The organism is Muricoccus radiodurans (genome assembly GCF_050154705.1).
In the GTDB taxonomy this organism is placed as follows: Bacteria; Pseudomonadota; Alphaproteobacteria; order Acetobacterales; family Acetobacteraceae; genus Roseomonas; species Roseomonas radiodurans.
The window spans coordinates 5,407,329-5,427,666 of sequence record NZ_CP189561.1; the positions used below are offsets into that span (position 1 = coordinate 5,407,329).

At 71.5% G+C, this 20,338-nt stretch carries 20 protein-coding genes and 1 tRNA gene; 10 read left to right on the forward strand and 11 right to left on the reverse strand.

Features of this window, described 5'->3' with window-relative positions:
* Positions 1–5: 5 nt before the first annotated feature.
* Positions 6–1,613, reverse strand: a complete 1,608-nt coding sequence (locus ACP6CK_RS25170) for an ABC transporter substrate-binding protein (protein WP_426956074.1) — start codon at positions 1,611–1,613, stop codon at positions 6–8.
* Positions 1,614–1,726: 113 nt separating this feature from the next.
* Between ACP6CK_RS25170 and ACP6CK_RS25175 the strand changes: the two genes are divergently transcribed.
* A complete protein-coding gene (locus ACP6CK_RS25175) occupies positions 1,727–2,395 on the forward strand; it encodes a phosphoribosyltransferase (RefSeq protein ID WP_426956075.1) in 669 nt (222 codons plus the stop codon).
* A gap of 120 nt (positions 2,396–2,515) precedes the next feature.
* Positions 2,516–3,232, forward strand: coding sequence for a DUF1194 domain-containing protein (locus tag ACP6CK_RS25180; RefSeq protein ID WP_426956076.1), 717 nt, complete (start codon positions 2,516–2,518; stop codon positions 3,230–3,232).
* On the opposite strand, the gene ACP6CK_RS25185 is transcribed toward ACP6CK_RS25180, so the two are convergent.
* Positions 3,223–4,608 (reverse strand): catalase family protein, encoded by a 1,386-nt coding sequence (locus tag ACP6CK_RS25185; protein ID WP_426956077.1) that lies wholly within the window; start codon positions 4,606–4,608, stop codon positions 3,223–3,225. The two genes, ACP6CK_RS25180 and ACP6CK_RS25185, sit on opposite strands and share 10 nt — an antisense overlap.
* Positions 4,609–4,618: 10 nt before the next feature.
* A complete protein-coding gene (locus tag ACP6CK_RS25190; protein WP_426956078.1) occupies positions 4,619–5,053 on the reverse strand; it encodes a DUF3775 domain-containing protein in 435 nt (144 codons plus the stop codon).
* Positions 5,054–5,214: 161 nt separating this feature from the next.
* Here ACP6CK_RS25190 and ACP6CK_RS25195 point away from each other — a divergent pair, with 161 nt between their 5' ends.
* A complete protein-coding gene (locus ACP6CK_RS25195; protein ID WP_426956079.1) occupies positions 5,215–5,553 on the forward strand; it encodes a hypothetical protein in 339 nt (112 codons plus the stop codon).
* Between the two features lie 21 nt (positions 5,554–5,574).
* Here the strand turns inward: ACP6CK_RS25195 and ACP6CK_RS25200 are convergent, their stop codons facing one another.
* The 3 genes from ACP6CK_RS25200 to ACP6CK_RS25210 are packed head-to-tail and all read right to left on the reverse strand — an operon-like array spanning position 5,575 to position 8,452.
* Entirely contained in the window at positions 5,575–6,402 is an 828-nt protein-coding gene (locus ACP6CK_RS25200; RefSeq protein WP_426956080.1) for an aldo/keto reductase, read from the reverse strand.
* Between the two features lie 20 nt (positions 6,403–6,422).
* A complete protein-coding gene (locus ACP6CK_RS25205; protein ID WP_426956081.1) occupies positions 6,423–7,463 on the reverse strand; it encodes a WD40 repeat domain-containing protein in 1,041 nt (346 codons plus the stop codon).
* A complete protein-coding gene (locus ACP6CK_RS25210; RefSeq protein ID WP_426956082.1) occupies positions 7,463–8,452 on the reverse strand; it encodes a CobW family GTP-binding protein in 990 nt (329 codons plus the stop codon). The genes ACP6CK_RS25205 and ACP6CK_RS25210 overlap by 1 nt, the downstream gene beginning before the upstream one ends.
* A gap of 183 nt (positions 8,453–8,635) precedes the next feature.
* On the opposite strand from ACP6CK_RS25210, the gene ACP6CK_RS25215 reads away from it, so the two are divergent.
* Positions 8,636–8,998, forward strand: a complete 363-nt coding sequence (locus tag ACP6CK_RS25215; RefSeq protein ID WP_426956083.1) for a plasmid stabilization protein — start codon at positions 8,636–8,638, stop codon at positions 8,996–8,998.
* 27 nt (positions 8,999–9,025) lie between these two features.
* On the opposite strand, the gene ACP6CK_RS25220 is transcribed toward ACP6CK_RS25215, so the two are convergent.
* Entirely contained in the window at positions 9,026–11,044 is a 2,019-nt protein-coding gene (locus tag ACP6CK_RS25220) for an AI-2E family transporter (RefSeq protein ID WP_426956084.1), read from the reverse strand.
* Positions 11,045–11,174: 130 nt separating this feature from the next.
* A complete protein-coding gene (locus ACP6CK_RS25225) occupies positions 11,175–12,503 on the reverse strand; it encodes an aspartate aminotransferase family protein (protein WP_426956085.1) in 1,329 nt (442 codons plus the stop codon).
* 123 nt (positions 12,504–12,626) lie between these two features.
* On the opposite strand from ACP6CK_RS25225, the gene ACP6CK_RS25230 reads away from it, so the two are divergent.
* From ACP6CK_RS25230 to ACP6CK_RS25245, 4 genes are all read left to right on the forward strand, one after another.
* Positions 12,627–13,877, forward strand: a complete 1,251-nt coding sequence (locus tag ACP6CK_RS25230; protein ID WP_426956086.1) for a glycoside hydrolase family 108 protein — start codon at positions 12,627–12,629, stop codon at positions 13,875–13,877.
* A gap of 76 nt (positions 13,878–13,953) precedes the next feature.
* Positions 13,954–14,030: transfer RNA gene (locus tag ACP6CK_RS25235), tRNA-Arg, on the forward strand.
* A gap of 421 nt (positions 14,031–14,451) precedes the next feature.
* Positions 14,452–14,613: a hypothetical protein gene (locus ACP6CK_RS25240; protein ID WP_426956087.1), complete on the forward strand. Its 162-nt coding sequence runs from the start codon at positions 14,452–14,454 to the stop codon at positions 14,611–14,613.
* A 183-nt stretch (positions 14,614–14,796) separates the two neighbouring features.
* Positions 14,797–15,072 (forward strand): hypothetical protein, encoded by a 276-nt coding sequence (locus ACP6CK_RS25245; protein ID WP_426956088.1) that lies wholly within the window; start codon positions 14,797–14,799, stop codon positions 15,070–15,072.
* Positions 15,073–15,088: 16 nt separating this feature from the next.
* Here the strand turns inward: ACP6CK_RS25245 and ACP6CK_RS25250 are convergent, their stop codons facing one another.
* The 3 genes from ACP6CK_RS25250 to ACP6CK_RS25260 are packed head-to-tail and all read right to left on the reverse strand — an operon-like array spanning position 15,089 to position 18,628.
* Positions 15,089–16,837: an ABC transporter transmembrane domain-containing protein gene (locus ACP6CK_RS25250; RefSeq protein WP_426956089.1), complete on the reverse strand. Its 1,749-nt coding sequence runs from the start codon at positions 16,835–16,837 to the stop codon at positions 15,089–15,091.
* Entirely contained in the window at positions 16,834–17,334 is a 501-nt protein-coding gene (locus tag ACP6CK_RS25255) for a metallophosphoesterase (RefSeq protein WP_426956090.1), read from the reverse strand. The genes ACP6CK_RS25250 and ACP6CK_RS25255 overlap by 4 nt, the downstream gene beginning before the upstream one ends.
* Positions 17,335–17,359: 25 nt before the next feature.
* Positions 17,360–18,628, reverse strand: a complete 1,269-nt coding sequence (locus ACP6CK_RS25260; RefSeq protein WP_426956091.1) for a hypothetical protein — start codon at positions 18,626–18,628, stop codon at positions 17,360–17,362.
* A gap of 194 nt (positions 18,629–18,822) precedes the next feature.
* Here ACP6CK_RS25260 and ACP6CK_RS25265 point away from each other — a divergent pair, with 194 nt between their 5' ends.
* Together ACP6CK_RS25265 and ACP6CK_RS25270 are read left to right on the forward strand one after the other, a co-directional pair.
* Positions 18,823–19,542 carry an NADPH-dependent F420 reductase gene (locus ACP6CK_RS25265; protein WP_426956092.1) on the forward strand — a complete coding sequence of 240 codons (720 nt, stop codon included), beginning with the start codon at positions 18,823–18,825 and terminating at the stop codon, positions 19,540–19,542.
* A gap of 146 nt (positions 19,543–19,688) precedes the next feature.
* Positions 19,689–20,330, forward strand: a complete 642-nt coding sequence (locus tag ACP6CK_RS25270; RefSeq protein WP_426956093.1) for a DUF47 domain-containing protein — start codon at positions 19,689–19,691, stop codon at positions 20,328–20,330.
* Positions 20,331–20,338: the final 8 nt, after the last annotated feature.

Below are 20,338 nucleotides of genomic sequence, written 5' to 3' on the forward strand. Positions count from 1 at the left end.
GCCTTCTAGGCCTTCGCGATGGCGGCGTAGTTCGTGCGGTCGCTCAGCACGCCGATCTTCATGCCGCGCACATTCGCGCGCACCACCGCGACCTCGAGCTCCTGCAGCATCATCACGAAGGGGCTGACCCGCTGGTGCTCGCGCTGCAGCTCCTCGTACATCGTGATGCGCTTCTCGGCATCCGTCTCCCGCACGGCGGCGAGCGTCCGCTGCGTCAGCTCGGGGATCTCCCAGCTCGCGCGCCAGGCCAGGGTCTTGTTCCGCGCATCCTCTCCGTTGTCCGGGTTCATGGAGAAGGCCTCGGCGTTGCTGTGCGGGTCGAAGTAGTCGGAGCCCCAGCGCAGCAGCGCCATGTCGTGCTGGCGGGCGCGGGTCTTGGTGATGACCGCGCGCATCTCGCCGGGCAGCATCCGCGGGCGGATGCCGATCTCGGCGAGGTTCGCCTGCACGGCCTGGGCGATGTCGCCCACCGGCGCGCCGGAGAAGAAGTCGAAGGAGACCTCGAAGCCGTTCGGGAAACCGGCCTCGGCCAGCAGGCGCTTGGCGGCGTCGATGTCCTTCTTGAACGGCTTGTCGAGCAGCGCGCCGGGCAGGCCTTCGGGCAGGAAGGCCTGGTGGATGGCGTAGTTGTTCGGGACGATGTTGCGCTGGATGCCCTCGTAGTCGATCGCCATCTTGATGGCCTGCCGCACCTGCGGCTTGGACAGGGCGGCGTGCTTCTGGTTCAGCGAGATGTAGAGAAGGCTCGCCTTGCGCTGGTTCAGCACGGTGTAGCGGTTGTCGCTCGCCACGCCGCGGATCTGGTCGGAGGAGAGGTTGCGCGCCACGTCGAAGTCGCCGCGCTGCAGGCCGAGGAGCTGCGCGGAGGGATCGGGCACGTGGCGCATGATGATGCGGCGCGTGGCCGGGGCCGTGCTGGCGTTCGGGTTCGCCTCCAGCGTCACGTTCTCGCTCGCGCGCCAGGTGACGATGCGGTAGGCGCCGGAGCCCGCGGAGTTCTGCTTCAGCCAGCCATTGCCCCAGTCGTCGCCCTGGGCGCGGCCCGACACCACGGCCTTCTCCACGATGCTGCCCACCGCGGCGGAGAGGCAGTAGAGGAGGAAGGACGTCGCGGTCGGCTCGGCCGTGGTCAGCACGACGGTGCGCGGGTCGGTGGCGCGGATGGTCTGCGCCATGTTGTCCTTGGTGAAGCCGAACTGGTTGATGATGAAGGCCGGGCTCTTGTTCAGCGCCACGACGCGCTGGAAGGAATAGACCACGTCGTCGGCCGTGACGGCCTGGCCGCTGGCGAACCGCTGGCCCGCCTTCAAGGTGAAGGTGAAGGTCTTGGCATCCGCGCTGGCGGTCCAGTTCTCCGCCAGGTCGCCGACGAGGCGGGACGGCTCCTCGTTCGGGGTGGTGACCAGCTTCTGGTAGACGTTCCCGCAGATCTCGCCGCCCGTGTACTCGAAGCTCTCGGCGGGATCGAGGCTGGTGATGTCGTCGATCTGCTTCGCCATCACGATGACACCGGGGGGCGTCTGGGCCCAGGCGGCCCGGATCAGGCCGTCCCAGGGCAGGAAGGCCGCGCCGGCGGCGAGCATCGCGTCGCGGCGGGTGAGCTTGGTCGTCATCGAGGGGACTCCCGAGGGGGGAAGGGGTGAATCGTCCATGCCCTGGCAGGGCGCGTGCCGCAAGGCTGGACCGCGCCGGGGGGGCGTGCCAAGCGGCCCATGGAGGCGGATGTATGGAGTTCTGGCAGGAATTCGAGCCGGGCGGGGCGGCGCCCCCCTATGGCGGCAGCATGCCCGTTCCCATGCCCGACGGCCACGCTTTGCGGCTGCCCCTGCGGGACTACGGGGACGTGGCGGTGACCGGCTTCATCGCGAACCAGGCCTCCTTCGCCGTGGTGCGGCGGCTGGCCGGGTGGATGGCAATCGCCGCCCGGCCCCTGGGGGCGGAGGTGGTCTGCGGTCTCCCGACCCTCGGCCACGTCTTCGCGCCGCTCGTGGCGGAAGCGCTGGACCATTCGAACTGGGTCGCGGCCGGCTACTCGGAGAAGCGCTGGTACGACCGGCGTCTCTCCGTCCCCGTTTCCTCCTCCACCACGCCGGGGGAACGGCGGCTCTGGCTGGATCCGCGCATCCTGCCGCGGCTGGAGGGGCGGCGCGTGCTGCTGGTGGACGACGTGATCAGCACCGGATCCTCCGCGCGCGCGGGGCTGGCGCTGCTGGCGGCGGCCGGGGTGCGGCCGGTGGCGCTGCTGGTCGCCATGGCGCAGGGCGACCGGTGGCGGGCGGAGTGGCCGGCGGACGTTCCCGTGGCGGCGGCCTTCGCCACGCCACTGCTGCGCCGCGTCCCCGGTGGCTGGGCGCCGGATGAGGCCACCCGGCCGGCGGTGATCCGGCCGGACTGACATCACGGCCCGCGCTGCCGGTTTGATCGCGTCACCGTGCTGCAATGCGACGAGAAAACCGTTGCGCCGGCGTGAAGCCGCACGCTTCCATGACGGATCACGGTCAGAAGGGCGTGCTCCATGCGGCGTCGTTCCCTCCTCGCGGCCAGTGGCGCCGCGCTCCTCCCGGCTGCGGCCGCGCGGGCGGAAGAACCGGTGGACCTGCTGCTCGTGATGGCTGTGGACGTGTCCCGCTCGATCGACGAGGACGAGGCGCGGCTGCAGCGGGAGGGATACCGCAACGCCGTCTCCGACCCGCGGGTGGTGGAGGCGATCCGCTCCGGCATGACCGGCGCCATCGCCGTGGCCTATGTCGAGTGGGCGGGGTCGGAGTACCAGCGCCTGGTGATCCCGTGGACGCGGATCGCGAGCCAGGCGGACGCCGATTCCTGGGCCGAGACCCTCTCCCGCGCGCCGCGCATCGCGCTGTCCTGGACATCTATCTCCGGCGGGCTCGAATTCTCCCGCCGCGTGCTCGAGGAATGCGCCTTCGAGGGAACGCGCCGCGTCATCGACGTCTCGGGCGACGGGGTGAACAACTCCGGCCGTCCGGTGGAGGAGGTGCGGGACCGGCTGGTCGCGGAGGGTATCACCATCAACGGCCTGCCCATCGTGAACGACCGCCCGACCTTCGGCCGCCCGCCGATCGTGCCGTTGGACCAGTACTACCAGCAGTCGGTGATCGGCGGCGACGGCGCCTTCCTCATCGTGGCCGAGGACTTCGACGCCTTCGGCAGCGCCGTGCGGCGCAAGCTGGTGCGGGAGATCGCGGGACTGCCCGGACCGGTCTACGGCTGAGGCGGACGCCACGCGAGGCCGCGGAGCGCCCATCCCAGGGCGCCCGCGAGCAGCAGGCGCGGGAGCACAGGCCGGATCGCGGACCGGACCAGGCCGCCGCCGGTCAGGACCAGAGCGCCCAGCACTACGGCGTGCAGAGCCTGCGCGGTAGGGCGCATCGGCGTCGCCCAGCGGCCGGGAAGAGCGTCCGGCGTTCCGCGGCGGCGCCCCTCGCGGCCGGGATCGGTGCCATAGGTCTCCGGCGGATCGCCGGGGAGTGCGGGACGCCCGACCGGCTCATGGATGGGGCAGCGGTTATGCTCGGCGCGGAAGGCGGACGACTGCGCGTAGGCCTGCCGACGCGCACGGTTGACCGAGCCGAGTGGCCGATGCGCCGCGAGCCCGTTCCACGGATTGAAGGCGAGGCCGTCATCCACCCGGCGGGCGCGCGCCTCGTTCCAGGCGGGCTGGGGCGGCACGACGATTCGGGCAAGCGTCAGGTAGGGGCTTTCCGATTCCGGCCACTGCGCCGAGGCATCCTCGATCGGCATGGTCGCGGGGTCGGTGCGAAGCTGCGCCCGCAGCTCCCACTCGCCGCCCTGCGTGCGGAAGAAGTCGATCACCGCCTGCCGCAGGCCGTTCGGCCGTCCGCGCAGCCGCACCGGCGCGTTCCGCAAGGCCCGCAGTTCCGGTGAAGCGGGCGTGAGGCAGAGCTTCGCGACGTAATCGCCGTGGCGGAAAGGCACCTGGCTGAAATAGGTCTCGCCCAGGGGATGCGTGAGCGGGTGGCCGCCCAGGGTTGTCAGGGTCGGTGCCGTCCCGCCGAACGCCCGGACCGCTGCGACAACGGGACGCAACGCCGCCGCGAGGGTCTTCTTCCAGGCGAGGCCGGTCTGCGTCGTCGCGTCCACGAAGCGGATGTTGCGGGCGAAGACACGCAGGTCGGGCTCGGTGAAGAAGGGCTGGTTCACCAGCACGAAGTCCTGCGTCGTGCTGCCTTCAGAGCCCTCCAGCCGCTCACCCTCGACGCCGATGACCTTGATCGACAAGCCGCGCGGGACGGAGATGTCGTCGTCCAGGACGTCTGGCCGGTTCGTCGAGAGCCGCAGGATGACGGGATAGCGACCTGCCCGCGCGAACAGGCCCTGGGCCAGCGGCGTCGGCAGACCATCGGGCACGCGCAGCTCGCCTTCGAGCAGCCCGTGGCTCTTCGTATGCAGGCCGCGCTGGGCGTGGCCGGTGTGGCGCAGCGTCGTCTCCCGGATGTCGCGCATCATCGCGCGCAACCGTGCTGCCGTGCGTGCCTCGTCCGGCTCGGCGTGCTCGATGCCGGAATCGTAGGGCAGTGGCGCGCGCGACGGCGCGCGGCCTGTCCCCCCGGATGACGTCAGGCGCACGCGCGCGGTGTCAGCGCTGGATTTCCTCGACCACGATCCCGAAGGCGGCGAGGCCCTCGGCCAGCAGGTCACCGAGGAGCTCCATGCCGGTTAGGTAGCCGGAGGTGCTCTCGTTGCTCTCGTTCCGCTCGTGGGCGAGCTTCAGCGCCTCCTCCCACTCATCCGGCTCGAAGTCGCCGCGACCGACATAGACGAGGGCGATGAGGGCGGCCTGCTCGTCCTCGTTCAGCTCGTCGATCAGGGTCTCGAGGTTGTCCTCGGTCAGGTCCGGCTTGGTCGAGTCGGCCGACTCCATCTCGACGTCCTCGTTGACGTCGTCCTCCTCGCCCTCTTCGGAGGCGCGGGCGGCGTCGATGATGTTCGCGACCGCCTGGATGCTGATGCCGAGATCCACCTCGTCGTCGTCCTTCGGAAGGCCGGGAATGCCGCCGGGGCTATCGCTCATGGGGGGTGCCGATCGGGTCAGGGGTTGCGTCCGCCCGCCCAACGCGGCAGCCGGGTTTTGGCTGCGCGAAACCCCATCATCCACATCGCGTTCTTTCTGCAGAACCGACGGCAAGTATTGCCAGCAACAGTCTGATTTTTCGCAGGAATGGGGGCGCGGGGATGATGAAGATGGGATGGGTCGCGCTGCTCGGCCTGACGGCTCTGGCGCTTCCGGCACAGGCCAAGGCACCGGCCTTCATTCGCGCGACGGTCTGCGATGCGGCCGGCCCGATTGCCGCCGGCGCGACGGTGCTGCGGCGGGAGGTCAAGGCGGGCCGGACGGAAGCGGCCCCGTCCCAGGCACGCCGCCGGGCTCCGGCCGCGGCGCGGCCGGCCCCCCGGACCGAGTTGCCCGCCTCCACCCAGGAGACGCCGGTGGAGCCGGAGGCGTCGCTCCGGCCGGCGCTGCACTACTGCCTGACGCCCGGCGGGTCTCGCGGTCCGGCCCAGTGGACCTGATGCCGTGGACCTGATCCGGAGCTAGTCGTTCCAGTCCGGGCGGAAGTCCGGGTTCACCATCCGCTGGTCCTTCGGCAGCGCATCCAGCGCCGCCACATCCTCCGCGGTCAGCTTCGGGGCAAGGGCGACGGCGCCGAGGTTCTCGCGCTGCGATTCCTCCCGGGCCGCCTTCGGGATCGCCGCCACTCCGTCTTGCCGCAGCAGCCAAGCGAGCGCGACCTGCCCGCCCGTGGCGCCGTGGCGCGCTGCGATGGCCTGCACGGTCGGATCGCTCGCCAGCTTGCCCTTCCCGAGTGGCGTGTAGGCCGTCAGGATCATGCCGGCCGGGCGGGTGACGGCGAGCAGCCGGTTCTGCGACAGCATCAGGTGGTACTCCACCTGATTCGCGGCCAGCGGCACGCCCACCGCCAGGGCGCGGCGCAGCAGGTTGGCCGGGAAGTTCGCCACCCCGATGGCGCGCACCAGCCCCTCCTCCTTCAGCCGTGCCATGTCCGCCAGGACGCGCGGCAGGTCCATGCCGGGTGCCGGCCAGTGGACGAGGTAGAGGTCGAGGTAATCGGTTCCGAGACGCCCGAGCGACGCCTCGCAGGCCGCGCGGATCTGGCCGGGGCCGAGATGGTCCCACCAGACCTTGCTGGTCACCTTCACGTCAGCGCGGGCGACTCCCGAGGCCTTGAGGCCGGCGCCCACCACCTCCTCGTTCTCGTAGCGCTCGGCGGTGTCGAGGGCGCGGTAGCCCAGGCGAAGGGCCCGCTCCACCGCGGCCTGCCCGGCTGGCCCATCCAGCCGGAAGGTCCCCAGGCCGAGGCGGGGCAGGGTGATCTGGGGCGTGGTGATCGTGTCGCTCATCCCGCCAGGGTGGGCCGGGATCAGCGCTTCGCCAAGTCCAGCAGGGCGGCGAAGCCGTCCTCCGTCCCGAAGGCGAGCTGCGTGCCGGCCGCGTTCCAGGCCAGGGCCGAGATGCCGCCGCGCCCCGGTGCGGCCACGGGAACCACCTTGCCGCTGGCGATCTCCGTCATCAGGACCAGCCCGTCCGCGAAGCCGGCGGCCACGACATCGTGCTGCGGGTGGCAGGCAACGCGGTTGCACACCACGCCGTCCCCGCCGGCCAGCTCCGTCGGGGCCTTGCCCATCGGGCCGCCGCCGGTGAAGGGCCAGAGCACGAGGGAGTCGGCGCCCGATGTGGCCAGCCACTTGCCCTTCGCCGTGAAGTCGAGGGAGGGCGACTTCGCGGGATAGCCGGACATGCGCATGTGCTGGCCGTCGCTCAGCCGCCAGCCATGCAGGGACGTCTCCTGCATCGCGGTCACGACGCTGTCGCCGTCCGGGGAGACGGCGATGGCGTGGTGGCTGCCCTTCCAGGTGAGGACCCGCGCCTTGTCCTCCTTCGCTGCGACGAACCAGATCGAGACGCCGCCGTAATGCGAGGCGAAGACGCGCTTGCCCTTCGCGTCCAGCGCCACGCCGCCGACCGTCGAGGGATGCGGGCCGAGTGCCTTCAGCTTCGCGCCCTTGCCGTCGAAGAGGTGGACCTGCTTGCCCACCGCCGCGGCGCGCAGGCCCGAGGGATGGGTGGTGACATGGTCCACCCATTTCATCATCCCGAAGGAGGCGATCTCCTCCGTCGTGCCGTCGGCGGCGATCCGCAGCAGCCGGCCGTCGTCGCCGCCCGAGAGCAGGCCGGATGTGACGTCCGGCGCCAGCGACAGGGCGGCGCCCTCATGCGCCTCCAGCCTGCGCCATTCGGCCTTGTGGTCGGCGGTGTCGGCCAGGTGGACCGTTCCGTCCGACAGCGCGAAGCCCATGCTCCGGCCGTCGCGAGAGAACGCGACCCCCGCCACCCAGGCCCCGAGATCCCGGCCGGTTCCCCGCTGGTTCAGCAGGAAGTCCGCTTCGGCGACGCCCGACATCAGGCGGCCACGCAGGCTTCGAACCCGCGGCGCAGGCGCGGCCGGTTCAGGTCGCGGCCGATGAAGACGATGCGCGACTTGCGCGGGGCGCCCTCCTTCCAAGGGCCGATGTAGTCGCCATCCGCGATCATGTGCACGGCCTGGAAGGCGAAGCGCCGGTCCTCGCCCTTGTAGGCGAGGATACCCTTCGTCCGCAGCAGATCCTGGCCCTTCGTCTGGAGCAGCTCGGAGATCCAGGCGTTGAACTTCTCCGGGTCGATCGGCTGGTCCACCTCGAAGGACAGCGACTGCACGGCGCTGTCATGCGTATGGTCGTCCTCGCCCGAGAGGAATTCCGGCTCGCGCTCGAGGATGCGGTCCAGGCGGAAGGCATCGCGGCCGATCACGGCGTCCAGCGGCACGTCGGACTTCGTGGCGCGGCGGATCTCGACGGTCGGGTTGATGGCGCGGACGCGGCGCTCGACCTCCTCGGCCTCGTTCTCCGACACGAGGTCCATCTTGTTGAGGACGATGACGTCGGCGAAGGCGACTTGCTCCTCGGCCTCCGGGCTGTCGCCCAGGCGGGTCAGCAGGTGCTTGGCGTCCACCACCGTCACGATCGCGTCCAGGCGGGTGGCGCGCTTCACGTCCTCATCCACGAAGAAGGTCTGGGCGACGGGGGCGGGGTTCGCGAGGCCGGTGGTCTCCACGATGATCCCGTCGAACCGGTCCTTCCGGCGCATCAGGCCGCCGATGATGCGGATGAGGTCACCGCGGACGGTGCAGCAGATGCAGCCGTTGTTCATCTCGAACACCTCCTCATCCGCGTCGATGACGAGGTCCTGGTCCACGCCCATCTCGCCGAACTCGTTGATGACGACGGCGAACTTCCGGCCGTGATTCTCGGTGAGGATGCGATTCAGCAGGGTGGTCTTGCCGGCGCCGAGATAGCCGGTGAGGACGGTGACGGGAATCGGGGCGGCCTCGGCGGCGCGCGCGGCATCGGACATGGAGGGGGCCTCGGCAGGGAGGGAGATGGGGCGGCGTTATATAGTACGCCGCCCCGCCAGGGCCACGGGGCGCATGGCTGCCCCGCCCGACGACGGCAGCCATGCGCCATCCCCACCGGTCCGGCGAAGCGCGGCACCTGATCGCGCGTTGTTGTGCACGAGGCGTTCCGGAGGAGCAGAGCGATGCCCCGTGGCGACAAATCCGCCTACACCGACAAGCAGAAGCGCATGGCCGAGCACATCGAGGAGGGGTACGAGAAGCGCGGCCTGCCTGAGGAGGAGGCCGAGCGCCGGGCCTGGGCGACGGTCAACAAGGAGACCGGCGGCGGAAAGAAGAGCGGCTCCGGCCGCGGCAGGCCGATGAACAAGGAGCCGTCCCGCACCGGCGGCCAGCGGGGCGGCGCTGCCAGCGCGGCGCGGCCCGCATCGGCCCGTTCGGCCTCCGCGAAGAAGGCTGCGGCGTCCCGGAGCCCGGCGGAGCGGTCCGCCGCCGCGAAGAAGGCCGCCGCCACCCGCAAGGCCAACGCGGCCCGCAAGGCGGGCTGACCGCCCCGGCCCCGGCGGGTCGCCCCCTCAGCCCGGGGCAGGTTCCGCCGGGGTCAGGGCCGGACGCGCCCGTGCCGCCTCGGCGCCCTCGCTGGAGGACGCCTTCACGCAGGCGATCACCGCATCCTTCAGCGACGAGACGTAGAGATCCGCGCCCACGGCCTTGGCGGTCGCCGCATCGCTCAGCACCGCCTCTCCCTCCGGCCAGAGGCCGACGAGCAGCGTCACGCCCGGCATGCGGGAGCGCAGCCGCCGCAGGAGGTAGCGGAGATGCGCCGGGCTCCCCGAGATATCGAGGTAGGAAACGCAGACCATCGCCACGCCGGTCGGGTCCAGCCGCGCGATCTGGTCGCGCGAGCTCGCCTCGTGCGGGACGACGCGGGCGCCCAGGCCGTGCTTGTTGAGGAGCTGCGCCAGCATGTCGGAGGTCGCCTCGTCCAACGGCCCCCGCCCAGCAAGGCAGAGCACCGGCATCTCCGAAGCCCAGGACCCCTCCCGTTCTGCGGGCGGCCGCGCCTGGTGCTCGGGCGGGTGCTGGTGGGGAACCGCCTTCTCCGCGACGCTCGTCGCCTCGGGGGCCGGCGCCTCCTCGGTCGAAGGCTCCAGGTCCGGCACCTCGGAGAGGTCGGCGACGAGACCGCGCACCGCGTTCTTCACGCGGTCCAGCTTCTCGTCACGCAGGACGCCCCGCTCCACGTCGTTGGCGGCGAGCTGAAGGCCCTTCAGCGCGACCTGGTCGTAATAGGCGGACAGGGAGCGGTCCTTCAGCAGCGTCTCCGCCTGGGACAGCGCCTCGTCCGTGTCGCCGGCGAGAACCCGCTGGTAGAAGTTCTCAACGGGCGTGAGCGCCGGCCGGTCCCCCAGCATGACGTCGAGGAACTCCATCCGCTCCACGTGCCGTCCCAGCACGACGAGGCAGAGCGTCAGGGGCGTGGCGAGGATGAGGCCGATCGGTCCCCAGAGCCAGGTCCAGAAGATCGCGGCGACCACGACCGAGACCGGCGAGAGCCCGGTGCTGTGGCCGTAGACCATCGGCTCCACCACCTGTCCCATGACCGGCTCGGTCACGAAGAACAGGGCCGCGGTCCAGATCACCATGGCCCAGCCCGGATCCGTCCCGGCCGCCAGGATGAGCGGCGGCAAGGCCGCCAGCGGCGCGCCGATATAGGGGATGAAGCGGAGCAGGGCCGCGAGGATCCCCCAGACCAGCGGGCTCGGCACGCCGATGAAGAAGAGGCCGACCGCGATGATGATGCCGAAGCCGGCGTTCAGCATGAGTTGGGCGAGGAAGTACTTGCTCAGGCGCCGGCCGGCATCGTCCAACGCCTCGGTCGTGCGGTGCAGGTCACTCGACCCGAAGAGGCGGATGAGGCGGTCGCGCAGATCCGCCTGCTGCATGAGGATGAAGACCGCCACGATGAAGACGATCAGCGTCGTCTCAAGGGGGCCGATGACCGGGGTGATCAGCCGGCGGAGGGTCTCGACCGCGGTGGACTCCGCCTCCCGGATCTGGACGGGGACGGGGCGCTGGTCAGGCTGGGCCGCGGAGCCGGCCGGCGGCAGGGTGGCGGGGGCCGCCGGGGGCGGCGCGGGGTGGCCGGGGTCGGGGACCGCGGCGGGCACCGGCGACCCGGTGCTGCCCAGGCGGTGGATCAGGTCATTCAGGGGGCTGAGGATGCCGCCCTGCGCGGCTTCCCATTTCTGCATCACGGCGCGTTGGTAGCGCGGCGCCTCCTGGGCCAGGCCGGCCACCTGGAGGCCGATGACGCTGCCGATGGTCGTGATCACCCCGAGCGCGAGAACCACGGCGAGGAGCACCGCCGCGGCCCTGGGAAGGTTCAGCCCGCGGAGCAGCCGCACCACGGGCGCGAGCACGAAGGAGAGAAGGATCGCCAGCGTGATCGGGATCAGCACCTCGCGCGCGAGGTAGAGGCTCGCGACGATGACCACGGCCACGATGAGGGCGAAGAGGTGCCCCAGCTCCGGGCTGGACGGGGGCTCGACCCGGGCGGGCCGGCGCGGCTCGGGTGGTGTGGTCTGGCTCATGCGGGGCGCCCCTCTCGGACCTGCCCTCCCACAACGCCGAAGCGGGTTCCTGGCCGGTGGGCCTCGCGGTTTTTCGCGCGGGGCCGGCGGGCAGCCGTCGGCCGGACCGAGCGGTCCGGCCGGTGAGAGGTCAGGCGGCCGCCTGGATGGCCTCTCGCAGGGTGCCGAAGAGGCGGTCCACATGGGGCCGCTCCACGATCAGGGGCGGGGAGAGGGCGACGATGTCGCCGGTCACGCGGACCAGGACGCCGTCGTCGAAGCACTTCCGGAACACGTCCATCGCGCGGGCGCCGGGCTTGCCCGCGCGGGATTCCAACTCGATCCCGGCGATGAGGCCGAAATTGCGGAGGTCGATCACGCCCGGCGCGTCCCGCAGGGAGTGGGTCGCCTCCTCCCAGTAGGGCTCCATCGCGCGGGCCCGGCCGGGCAGGTCCTCCTCCCGGTGCAAGGCGAGGGTGGCGATGGCGGCGGCAGAGGCCAGCGGGTGGCCGGAATAGGTGTAGCCGTGGAAGAGCTCGATCCCCGCCGGGGAGCCGTCCACGATCGCCTCGTACACCGCGTTGGTGGTGGCCACCGCGCCCATGGGGACGGCGGCGTTCGTCAGGCCCTTGGCCATCGTCATGATGTCGGGCGTCACGCCCAGCCGCTCCGCCCCGAAATCGGCGCCGATGCGGCCGAAGCCGGTGATCACCTCGTCGAAGATCAGCAGGATGCCGTGGCGGTCGCAGATGGCCCGCAGCCGCTCCAGATAGCCCTTGGGCGGCACCAGCACGCCAGTGGAGCCGGCCACCGGCTCGACCATCACGGCCGCGATCGTCTCGGCGCCGTGCAGGGCGACGAGGTTCTCCAGCACGTCCGCCAGCTCCGCGCCGTGCTCCGGCTGGCCCTTGGTGAAGGCGTTCTGCCCGGGCAGGTGGGTGTGGGGCAGGTGGTCCACATAGGGGAGCAGGGCGCCGAACTGCTTGCGGTTCGCCCCGATGCCGCCAACCGACATGCCGCCGAAGCCGACCCCATGATAGCCGCGCTCCCGCCCGATCAGCCGCACGCGGGAGGACTGGCCACGGGCCTTGTGATAGGCCAGCGCGATCTTCAGCGCGGTGTCCGCACTCTCCGACCCGGAGTTGGTGAAGAAGACGCGGTCGATCCCGTCCGGCGTCATCTCGGCGACACGGGCCGCCGCCTCGAACGCGATGGGGTGGCCGAGCTGGAAGGTGGGCGCGAAATCCATCAGCGCCGCCTGCTTCTGGATCGCCTCCGTGATCTCCCGCCGCCCGTGGCCGGCGTTGCAGCACCAGAGGCCGGCGGTGCCGTCCAGGATCTCCCGGCCCTCGGGCGTGAAGTAGGACATGCCCTCCGCGCGGGCGAGCAGGCGCGGGTTCGACTTGAAGTAGCGGTTGTCGGAATAGGGCATCCAGAACGCGTCGAGGTTGTTCGGACGCGAGGGCGACATCTCGTTCATGGGGCAGCGACCTTCGGGAACGCCACAGTCTCGCGCGGCCGCCCTCCGCGGACAAGGATTGGGCTTGATTTCCTATTTCGACTTAGGCTTAAATTCCTTCCGCTCCCCGGCAGGAATCCCCTCATGGCTCTTCCCCTCATCGCCATCGCCGCCGCGCTGGCACCGGAACTCATTCGCCTGATCGCCGGCGACCGCGCCGGCGACGTCGCGGGCCGCGTCACCGAGGCCGTGCGGCAGGCCACCGGCACCGACGACCCCGCCGCCGCCCAGGCCACCCTGGCCGCCGATCCGGAAAAGGCCGCCGCCCTCCGCATCCGCCTCGCGGAGATCGCGCTGGAGGGCGAGCGGCTGGCCGCCGACCGCGCCGCGGGCGAGCGGAACGCCGAACTCGAAACCTTCCGCGCGACCCTCGTCGACAGGGATTCGGCGCGGCGGAGCATGGCGGAGCTGGTGCGTGGCGGGTCGCGCCTGGCCTGGGGACCGGCGATGGTGTCGACGCTCGTCGTGCTCGGCTTCTTCGCGGTGCTCATCCTGTTGGTGACGCTAGACGTGGGGCCGGACGGCGGCGCGCGCTTCGACCCGCAGGTCGGGTCCATCATCAACATCACCGTGGGAGCGCTGGGCGCGGCCTTCGCGGCCGTGGTGAACTTCTGGATCGGGTCCTCCCAGTCGTCGCGGGACAAGGACGCGATCGTCGGGCGGCTGGGTGACGCCCAGGCGCAGCACGCACAGGCCGCCCTCCGGACCTTGCGGGAAGCGGCCTCGGCGCCGGTCGCCCCGTCCCCCGGGGCACTGGGCCTCGCGGCCCTGTCCGGTCGCCCCACCGCCGCCAATGCCGAGGACCGGTTCGACCGCTGCCTCTCCCCGGTCCTCGAGATGGAGGGCGGCTTCGTGAACGATCCGCGCGATCCGGGGGGTGCCACGAACATGGGGATCACCCATCGCACCCTGGCCGACTTTCGGGAAACGGAGGTGACGGAGGACGACGTGCGCAACCTCACGCGGTCCGAGGCGCGGGAGATCTACCGCGCCCGCTACTGGACGCCGCTTCGCTGCGCCGACCTGCCCTTGGGCGTGGACCTGATGGTCTTCGACTTCGGGGTGAATGCCGGCCCGGGGCGGTCGGCCAAGCTTCTGCAGCGCTGCGTGGGAGTGAAGCAGGACGGGGCGATCGGGCCCATCACCCTCGCGGCCGTGCGGGCCTGCCGCCCCGCGGCGCTGATCACCCATCTGGCCGAGGGGCGGATGGCCCATTACCGCAGCCTGAGCACCTTCCCTGTCTTCGGGCGGGGGTGGACGCGCCGGAACGACCACATGCGCCAGACGGCTCTGACTTTGGCGGGCGAAGGGGCGCCGGCGCCCCTGGCCGCCTGACGAGGCCAAGCCCCCTGGCCGCTTGCCCGGCCGGGGGGTTTGCGCGGCGACGACGTCGCGGTATGGAGGGGCCGACGGACCCGTAGCTCAGCTGGATAGAGCGTTGCCCTCCGAAGGCAAAGGTCGCACGTTCGAATCGTGTCGGGTCCGCCAGCTTCCCCTGCATAGTCGTACGGCACCTGCTCAGCCCCGGAGCAGGCCCGCAGACAGAGCTGTGCCTGTGACGGCCAGAACACGCCTGCAGAACGGATGACGTTTTCGCGAGCGACGGCAACCTTTCTCCATCGGCATATCCCTTGCTTCGGTCTTAGGCTGCGACGTGCCCGGGCCTCCTGATCCGAACCGATCAGGGCCGCGGCGCTTGCAGCGGCCCTCTGGCCGCAGGGAGAGGTGACCACCGGTCGGTGGGCAGTGGGGGAGATCTGTCGTGCGTCGTCACCCGTGTTTCCAGCGGATGCTTGTCGTCGCAGCCATACTGCTGGCAGGCTTTTCGTCGGCCCGTGCGCAGCAGTTCCTATACCCGTTTCCGTCAACGCATCGCCTGACAATCGGCACCTGTCAGGATCACAACGTCTTGTTCAGCACCCTGTGGAACCGGGGTTTCCGCATCTCGAACTCCAACTGGGCCACCTTCTTCTCGGCCCGCATCGAGGTTTGGCAGAACGGGGACGAGTGGGTCGAACTCACGGTTCGCAACCAGCAGGCCTGCGTCACCGTCGAGGGAAAGGTGAACTGAGCCGTCCGTCCGGCCCGGTCTCCGGCGCGGGACCTGAAGGCGAACACCCATCCCGGGAAGCCCATTCGGGCGCACCTGCCTTCATCATGACGGAAAGCAGGCGCACCGCGTCATAGGCGTGCCGGAATGGCCGGCATGATACGTCGCTGAAAGGCCGGGAATGGTCCCGGCCCGAGGCAGACGATGAAGAGCGCAATCCTCGGTGTGATGATCGCGGTCGGCGGCGCCCTGGGGGGCACCCCCACCGCCCAGGCCCAGCCCTACGGCTACGGGCCCGGCTACGGCTTCGCCCCGCCGCCCGCGGCGGACTGGCAGCGCGATGAGTGGCAACGCCGGATGGAGTGGCGCATGCACCGCCGCGAATTCTGGCGCCAGCAGCGCGAGTTGTCGGAGCGTCGCGCCTATGAGGCGGGGCAGCGCGATGCCTGGCGGCAGTCCTCCGGCTGGGGCTATCGCTGATCAACCCTGCGCCCGGTCAGGCCTCGGCGAATTGCAGCCGGGCCAGCCGGGCGTACAAGCCGTCCGCCGCCACCAGCCGGTCATGCGTGCCCTCCGCGACGATGCGGCCCTCCTCCATCACCAGGATGCGGTCGGCCCGGCGGACGGTGGCCAGCCGGTGGGCGATGACCAGGACGGCGCGGCCTTGCGAGAGCCGGGCGAGTGCCGCCTGCACGGCGGCCTCGCTCTCGGCGTCCAACGCGCTCGTCGCCTCGTCCAGCAGAAGCAGGGGCGGATCGCGCAGCACGGCGCGGGCGATCGCCAGGCGCTGACGCTGACCGCCGGACAGGCGCACGCCCTTCTCGCCGAGGAAGGTGCCGAAGCCCTGGGGCAGGTCGTCCAGGAAGCCGGCATCGGCGGCGCGGGCCGCGGCGCGGATCTCCGCGTCGGTCGCGTCGGGCCGGCCGTAGCGAATGTTCTCCCAGACATCCGCGCCGAAGATCACCGGGTCCTGCGCGACGAGGCCGATCCGCGCCCGGACCGCCGCCGGGTCTGCGCGCCGGAGGTCCACGCCATCCAGCGTGATCCGCCCGGCCTCGGGGTCGTGGAATCGCAACGCCAGCTGGAAGATCGTGCTCTTTCCCGCGCCGGAGGGACCGACCAGGGCCACCGTCTCGCCCGGTTCCACGCGCAGGCTGACATCGTCGAGCGCGAGGCGGTCCGGCCGGGCCGGGTAACGGAAGTCGACCGCCTCGAAGCCGAGGCGACCATCCCGGCCGAGGCCCAGGGATGGGAGCGGCAGGGGACTCCCGGAGACCTGGATGGCCGGAACCTCGCCCAGGAACTCGCCGATGCGCTCGGCCGCCCCGGCCGCGCGCTGCACCTCCCCCCACAGCTCCGACAGGCTCGTGACGGAAGAGGCGACGAGCACGGCGTAGAAGACGAAGGCCGAGAGCTCCCCGCCGGTCAGCCGCCCGGCCAGCACCTCCCGCCCTCCGACCCAGAGGGAGAGGGTGATGGCGCCGAAGCCGAGCAGGATGACCGCCAGGATCAGCATCGCGCGCACCCGGATGCGGGCGAGCGAGGCGGCGACGCTGTCGGATGCGCGCGCGGCGTAGCGGGCGCGGTCCGCGTCCTCGTGCGTGTAGGCCTGGACGGTGGGGATTGCGTTCAGCGTCTCCTCCGCATGGGCGCTCAGGTCGGCGACGCGCTCCTGTGCGACGCGGCTCAGTTTGCGTTCCCGCCGTCCGAACAGGATCAGCGGCACCACGACCAGCGGCGTCACCGCGACGACGAGAAGGGCGAGCTTCGCGCTGGTGATGACCAGCATCACCAGCGCGCCGACGGCCGTGACGAAGGCCCGCAGCCACTGCGAGATGGCGGAGCCAACGAGGCCGCGCAGCACCTCCACGTCGGTGGTCAGGAGGGTCAGCACGTCGCCGGTGCGGCGTGCCTCGTAGAAGCTGGGCGGCAGGCGCAGGGCGTGCCGGAACACCCGATTGCGCAGGTCGGCGCCGATCCGCTCGCCGAGCCAGGAGACGAGGAAGAAGCGCGCAGCGGTGCTGACCGCGAGCAGGAGCACGACGCCGAGCATCAGCAGGGCCGCGGTGTTGAGATGCGCCGCATCCCCCGCGCCGAACCCCTGGTCGATGATCCGCCGCAGCCCCTGGCCGAGCAGGAGGACGAGGCTCGCCGCAGTGAGCATGGCGAGGGCCGCCGCGACGGACTGGAGCGCGTAGGGCCGCAGCGCGGGCAGCAGCAGCCCGAGGGCGGGAAGGCGCTTCACGCGGCGCGCCGGGCCGGGCGGCGGAGATCCGACAGGCGGACGGGCCGGTAGCCCTGCGCGTCCACGCCGACGTCGTGCTGGCGGGGCAGCGGCTTCAGGCGACCATGGCTATGGCCGTGCAGGTTCAGCGTGCCGCGCGACGAGCCGGACCAGCTTCGGAAGGGGTAGTGGCAGAGGACGAGGTCCTGGCCCTCTACGGTCAGTTCGGCATAGGGCTGAACGCTGGCCCATCCGGGCAGCGCGCGGATCTCGGGCGGGTCGTTGTTCCCCCAGATGAGGTGCTTTCGTCCGTTCAGCCGCCTGAGGATCCCGGCGGGGTCACGATGCCCGACCGCGAAATCGCCGAGGTGCCAGATCTCGTCCTCCGGGCCGACCGCGCCGTTCCACGCGGCGATGAGCCCCTCATCCATCGCGGCCGCGTCGGGGAAGGGACGGTGGAGAAGGGCGCGCAGGCTGCCATGGCCGAAATGCGTGTCGGCCGTGAAGAGGGTCGTCATCCCGCCGATATGGCGGGCCGCCCCCTCAGAAGAAGGTGCGGACCGCCCCGGTCACCGTCAGGTCATCATCGACCAGCGGAATGACCGTCCACTTGTCGAAGGTCGTGCAGGGATGACCGAGGCCGAGGGCCACCAAATCTCCCACCGCGAGGCCGAGATCGTCCGGCCCCGTGAGGTAGGCATGCTGATCGTTCAGCGCCGAGATCTTGTGGAAAGGGCTGACGCGTACCGGCGCCGCGTCGCGGCCGGCCCGCAGCATCCAGAGCGGCACGGGGTTGCCGATATCGGCGGAGATGTCGCGCTTGCCGGCGGTCAGAATGGCGCGGCCGGGCTCCGGCACCGACTGGACGGCGGTCCAGACCTCCATCGCGGCGGTCAGGTCGCCGTTCGGGAAGCGCAGCGCGGCCTCGTCCCGCATGCGGCGATAGGCGGCTTCGTAGCCGAGGCTGTCATGGGTGAGGTAGCAGCCGCTGCGCAGCACCTTGCGCGTCGGCCGGCCAAAATCCACGCCGGCGAAGCGCAGGCCGATGCGGTCGAAGAAGGCCGTGCCGCCGGCGGTGAGCAGCGCGTCCTCCGTTCCGAACAGGTCCTCCGCCCCGCAGGCGCGGCCCGTCTCGACCAGCGCGTCCAGGAAGGCGTCGACGGCGGCGGTGTCGGGCAGGATGCCCTCGAAGGCCTCGACCCCCGCGAGCGCGAGCCCGGGGGCGGCCGCCACCGCGCGGGCGACGGCGAGGGCGGAGGCCGGATCGCGCGCCCCGGTGCGGCCGCCCGGTACCCCGAGTTCCAGCAGCACCTTCAGCGGGCGCGCGGCGCCGGCGCGGGCGGCCCCGACGGCCAGGCCTTCCACCACGGAAAGGCTATCGGCCAGGACATGGAGGTCCGTGCTCGCGAGCGCCGCGAAGCAGGCATCCACCGCCAGCCGGCCGATCGGCTGGTTGGCCAGGATGACGCGCGGCACGCCAAAGTGGAGCGCGACCTGCAATTGCTGGATCGTGGCGACCGTGATGCCCCAGGCGCCGTGGTCCAGCTGCATCGCCCAGAGCTGGGGCGCCATCGTTGTCTTGCCGTGGGGGCAGAGGTCCAGCCCGTTCAGGCCGGTGAAGTCGCGCATCCAGGCCGCGTTGTCGCGCAAGGCCGACTGCCGGATGACCGCGACGGGGAATGGCAGGTCGCCGCGAAGGACGTTCCAGCCCTGCCGGCCCATCTCCGGGAGCGTCACGTGGCACCCTGGGGGCAGGCCCTTGGTGGTGCCGTCCAGCACCGCAGCGGTCAGGGCGGGATCGTCCAGCCTCATGCGGGCGCGGCCGGGGCGGGGTGGGACGTGGTCATCGCCCGATCATCCGGGGGGCGGGAGGCGCGTCAAGCCGCGGCCACTCGGAAGGCTTCGTCCGAAGGAGAGGGCGTCGTAGGATCGGCGGATCGGAACCGGCCGGCTTGGTCCGTCCCGATAGGCTCCGGCCCGATCGGGCCATCCGGGAGGACGTCGCCATGACCCTCATGATCCCCTTTGCGCGCCGCACCGCCCTTGCTGCCGCCCTGGCCGGGACCCTGGCGCCGCGTGCCCGAGCGCAGAGCGGGCCGTCCCGGATCGGCGTGATCGGGTCCGGGCGGCTCGGCGGCGCGGTCGGGACGCTCTGGGCCAAGGCGGGGCATCCAGTGCTCTTCTCCTCCCGCAACCCGGAGCGGCTGCGGGAGCTGGTGGAGGCGGCCGGGCCGAACGCCCGGGCGGGCACGCCGGCCGAGGCCGCCGCCTTCGGGGATGCCGTCCTCGTCGCCGTGCCCTACGGCGCCCTGCCGCAGGTCGGGCGCGACCTGGCGGGAGCGCTGCGCGGCAAGGTGGTGCTGGACGCCTGCAACGCCGTGGCGGCGCGCGACGGTGCCATCGCGCAGGAGGTGGCGGAACGCGGCATCGGGATCACCTCCGCCCATTACCTGCCGGGCACACGGCTGGTGCGGGCCTTCAACACGCTCGGCTCGCGCGTCCTGACCGAGCAGGCGCATCGGCAAGGCGCGCCCATGGCCATCCCCCTGGCCGGTGACGACGCCGCGGCCCTCGAGATCGCCTCCGCCCTCGTCCGCGATGCGGGATTCGACCCGGTGGTGGTCGGGCCGCTCGCGCGGGCGAGCGAGTTCGCGATGGGGGCGCGCGGGTACGGCAAGCAGGTCACGGCCCCGGAACTCAGGCAGATCCTCGGCCTGCCGTCCTGAGGGAGCGGCGGAGGCCGACGGAGTGCGGGCCGAGCGCCGGCCCCGCTGAACCAGGACGGGAAGCCCGCGTTCCCGATGCTTGAGCCCGCCGCATGTCCCTGCCAGACGTGGCAGCCCCGGCGACGCGACGGAACGGAGTCCCCCGCATGCTCCTGAACCTTTTCCGCTTCCTGATGCCGCGGGACGACGTCTTCGTGCCGGCCTTCGCGGCCCAGGCGGCGAAGGCGGTGGAGGCCGCGCAGGCCTTCCGGAACGTACTGGCGGACGCCGCCAACGCGGAAGCGCATCATGAGACCCTGATCCGGATCGAGCGGGAGGCGGACGAGGTCAATCGCACTACCGTGGGCTCCATCCACCGCGTGTTCATCACGCCCTTCGACCGCGGGGACATCCTGGCCCTGACGAACGGGCTGGATGACATCATCGACCTGATGAAGACCGGCAGCCGGCGCATCCTGCTCTACCGCGTGCCGGTCATGCCGCCGATGCTCGCGATGGCCGATTGCATCGTCCGGGCCTGCGAGCAATTGAGGGACGGAATGCCCTTGCTGTCCGACATTGCCGGCAACGCGGCCCGGCTGGCGGCGGTGCGGGACGCGGTGGACGCGATCGAGAGCGAGGCCGACCGGGCGCTCCAGGCCGGGCTGGACGAGGTGTTCGGCGGTGCGACCACCTCCCCCGGCCACAAGCTGATGGTCGAGCTGGTCTATGAGGGGATCGAGGCCGTCGCGGACCGCTGCGAGGACATCGTGGACCTGATCCACGGCATCGTCATCGAGCAGGTCTGAGGGGCCCC